Annotated in this window: 3 protein-coding genes; all 3 read left to right on the forward strand. The window is 74.7% G+C overall.

What is annotated here, in order from left to right; genetic code table 11:
- Nucleotides 1-327 precede the first annotated feature (327 nt).
- The 3 genes from ACFXGX_RS07895 (at nucleotide 328) to ACFXGX_RS07905 (ending at nucleotide 3,589) form a co-directional block, all read left to right on the forward strand.
- Nucleotides 328-1,323: an ROK family protein gene (locus ACFXGX_RS07895; RefSeq protein WP_384786286.1), complete on the forward strand. Its 996-nt coding sequence runs from the start codon at nucleotides 328-330 to the stop codon at nucleotides 1,321-1,323.
- A 7-nt stretch (nucleotides 1,324-1,330) separates the two neighbouring features.
- The gene (gene nagA / locus ACFXGX_RS07900) at nucleotides 1,331-2,515 is read left to right on the forward strand and encodes an N-acetylglucosamine-6-phosphate deacetylase (RefSeq protein ID WP_384786289.1); all 1,185 of its coding nucleotides are present in this window, start codon (nucleotides 1,331-1,333) and stop codon (nucleotides 2,513-2,515) included.
- 144 nt (nucleotides 2,516-2,659) lie between these two features.
- Nucleotides 2,660-3,589 carry a 1-phosphofructokinase family hexose kinase gene (locus ACFXGX_RS07905; RefSeq protein ID WP_384786292.1) on the forward strand — a complete coding sequence of 310 codons (930 nt, stop codon included), beginning with the start codon at nucleotides 2,660-2,662 and terminating at the stop codon, nucleotides 3,587-3,589.
- The last annotated feature ends 151 nt before the right edge of the window (nucleotides 3,590-3,740 follow it).

Here is a 3,740-nt window from a genome sequence, read left to right on the forward strand (position 1 = left end):
TCTGTTGGGTGGGGGGGGGGGTTAGCTTCGCGATGGCCGGCCGGCTAGCCCGCGCCCCCGACGCCCGGCGCCGGGGGGCCCGCGGCCCCCGCCACGACCCCGCCCCCTCCCTCAAGGCCCCTCAACGCCCCTCTCCGCTCCCTCTTCGCCCCCGCTCCCGCTCCGTCTCCGCTCCGTCTCCGCTCCGTCCTCGGCCCCGATGACACCCCTCCGCCGCCCCGATCGCGCCCTTCCGCGGCCCCGGTCATGTCTCGGAATGCGGAAACAAGGTCTCCATCCCGTGAGTGGACTAGACCTTTCCAGGGGTAAAGCGCGACACTGTCCCCCGTGAGACACGTCATCGCCCTCGATGTGGGCGGCACCGGGATGAAGGCCGCCCTCGTCGGGGTGGACACCGACCCCTCCCCGGACCACCCCGACGCCCCGCGGCCGCGGGCTTCCGGACACCCCGCGCTGCTGCACCAGGCCCGCCGGGCGACCGGCCGTGAGCGCGGGCCCGACGCCGTCGTCGAGGACATCCTCGACTTCGCCGCCGAACTGCGCGCCTACGGCGAGGAGCACTTCGGCGAGAGCGCGCTGGCCGCCGGCGTCGCCGTCCCCGGCATCGTCGACGCGCAGAACGGCATCGCGGCCTACGCCGCCAACCTCGGCTGGCGCGACGTCCCGCTGCGCCGGCTGCTCGGCGAACGGCTCGGCGGCATCCCCGTCGCGCTCGGGCACGACGTGCGCACCGGCGGCCTCGCGGAGGGCCGGATCGGCGCCGGGCGGGGAGCGGACCGCTTCCTGTTCGTCCCGCTGGGCACCGGCATCGCGGGCGCCATCGGCATCAACGGCGGCGTCGAGGAGGGCGCGCACGGCTTCGCGGGCGAGATCGGCCACATCGTCGTACGGCCCGGCGGGTCCCCGTGTCCGTGCGGGCAGCGCGGCTGTCTGGAGCGGTTCGCCTCCGCGGCGGCCGTCAGCCAGGCCTGGGCCGAGGCGTCCGGCGACCCCGCGGCGGACGCGGCGGACTGCGCCAAGGCCGTCGAGTCGGGCGACCCGAGGGCGCTGGCCGTCTGGCAGGAGGCCGTCGACGCGCTCGCCGACGGCCTGGTCACCGCGCTCACCCTCCTGGACCCGCGCACCCTGATCATCGGTGGCGGGCTCGCCGAGGCGGGGGAAACCTTGTTCACACCTCTGCGGGCCGCGGTCGAACGCCGTGTCACGTTCCAGAAACTGCCGTCGATCGTCCCCGCCGCCCTCGGGGACACCGCCGGATGCCTCGGTGCCGGGCTCCTCGCCCGGGACCTCCTGAACACCACTTCTACGACTCCCCGGAGGTAACCACCCGATGGCCCCTAGCAAGGTTCTCGCCGGCGCCCGGGTGGTACTGCCCACCGGGATCGTGCACGACGGCCGCGTGATCATCGACGGTCCGCGGATCGCCGGCGCGGGTGCCTCCGAGACGCGACCTGGCGGAGTCCACGGGGCAGCGCCCGCGGACGCGGCCGTGACGGACCTGTCCGGCCACTGGGTGGTGCCCGGCTTCGTCGACCTCCACAACCACGGCGGTGGCGGCGCGTCCTTCACCTCGGGCACGGCCGAGGACGTCCTGCGGGGCATCCACACCCACCGGCTGCACGGCACCACGACCGTCGTCGCCTCGACCGTCACCGGCGACATGCACGGCCTCGCCGAACGCGCCGGGATGCTCTCCGAGCTGGCCGAGCAGGGCGACATCGCGGGCATCCACTTCGAGGGCCCGTTCATCTCGCCGTGCCGCAAGGGCGCGCACTCCGAGGAACTGCTGCGCGACCCGGACCCGGCGGAGGTCCGCAAGCTGATCGACGCGGCACGCGGCCGGGCCAGCATGGTCACGCTCGCCCCCGAACTGCCGGGCGGCCTCGACTCCGTACGCCTGCTCGCCGAGCACGGGGTGATCGCCGCGATCGGGCACACCGACGCGACGTACGAGCAGACGAAGGCGGCGATCGACGCGGGCGCGACCGTGGCGACGCACCTGTTCAACGCGATGCCCGCACTCGGGCACCGCACGCCGGGCCCGATCGCCGCCCTCCTGGAGGACGAGCGGATCACGGTGGAGCTGATCAACGACGGCACGCATCTGCACCCCGCCTCGCTGGAGCTGGCGTTCCATCACGCGGGTCCCGGCCGGGTCGCGTTCATCACCGACGCGATGGACGCGGCCGGTTTCGGCGACGGCCGCTACATGCTCGGCCCGCTGGAGGTCGAGGTCGCGGACGGCGTCGCCCGCCTGGTGGAGGGCGGTTCGATCGCGGGCTCCACGCTCACCCTCGACCGCGCGTTCCAGCGCGCCGTCACGGTCGACCGGCTGCCGGTCCAGGACGTCGTGACGGCCCTCTCCGTCAACCCCGCCCGCCTGCTGGGCCGGTACGACCGGGTGGGCTCCCTGGAGCCGGGCAAGGACGCGGACCTCGTGGTTCTCGACGCCGACTTCGTGCTCAAGGGGGTCATGCGCGGCGGCGAATGGGTGGTCGATCCCCGACTGGGGTGATTCATACCTTTGTTGCTTACGGCGGTTGGCCCGGGGGGACTGGGCCGACCGCCGTTGTGTTTGGCATGATCGAGCCTCCGGAAACACCGGCGGGCGTCCGACAGGCGCCCACGTCACAGAACTCTTCGGGGGAGGTCGGCCCAGGTGATCCTCACGGTCACACTGAACACCGCTCTCGACATCACCTATCGCGTGCGGTCCCTGCGCCCGCACGGCTCGCACCGGGTGAGCGAGGTGACCGAACGTCCGGGCGGCAAGGGCCTGAACGTGGGACGCGTGCTGGCCGCGCTCGGCCACGAGGTGACGGTCACCGGGTTCACGGGCGGCGCGACCGGCCGCATCGTGCGGGACCAACTGGCCGAGTCGGCCGGGGTGGTGGACGCGCTCGTCCCGGTGGAGGGGCCGACGCGCCGCACGATAGCCGTGGTCGACACGACGACCGGTGACACGACCCAGCTCAACGAACCGGGACCGGCGATAACCCCCGCCGAGTGGGCGGCCTTCCAGGAGACGTACGAGCGTCTGCTGCGCTCCGCCTCGGCGGTGGCCCTGTGCGGCAGCCTGCCCCCGGGCGTCCCGGTCGGCGCCTACGCCCAACTCGTCCGCACCGCCCGCGCGTCGGCCGTCCCGGTGCTGCTGGACACCAGCGGGGAACCGCTGCGCCGGGGAGTGGCCGCCCGCCCCGACATCGTCAAACCGAACGCCGAGGAACTCGCCGAACTCACCGGCTCCCACGACCCCCTCCAGGCCACCCGCTCGGCACGCCGACGCGGCGCCCACACCGTCGTGGCCTCCCTCGGCGCGGAGGGGCTTCTCGCGGAGAACGCGGCGGGCCGCTGGCGGGCCGCTCCCCCGCGCCGGGTCCACGGCAATCCGACGGGCGCGGGCGACTCGGCTGTCGCGGGCCTGCTGTCGGGTCTGGTCGAGAACCTGCCGTGGCCGGAGCGGCTGGCACGGGCCGTGGCCCTGTCAGCCGCGACCGTACTGGCCCCGGCCGCGGGCGAGTTCGACCGCTCGACGTACGAGGCCCTGGCGGATCAGGTGGCGGTGACGAGCGAGGCGTCCGCGGCGTAGACCGTGTGACGTGATCCGACCCGACAGACCCGACGGAAGAGGGGGGGGGGGGGGGGGGGGGGCGGGGGGGGGGGCGCGCGCCCCGCGCGGGCGCTCCCGCGCGCGCGCCGGGCCCCGCGCGCCCCACCCCACTCAGACCGCTGCGGGGTCG

Source organism: Streptomyces sp. NPDC059371, assembly GCF_042751995.1.
In the GTDB taxonomy this organism is placed as follows: Bacteria; Actinomycetota; Actinomycetes; order Streptomycetales; family Streptomycetaceae; genus Streptomyces.

Coding starts and splice junctions, on each gene's coding strand:
- nagA (WP_384786289.1), top strand. CDS start 1,331: ATGGCCCCTAGCAAGGTTCTCGCCGGCGCCCGGGTGGTACTGCCCACC.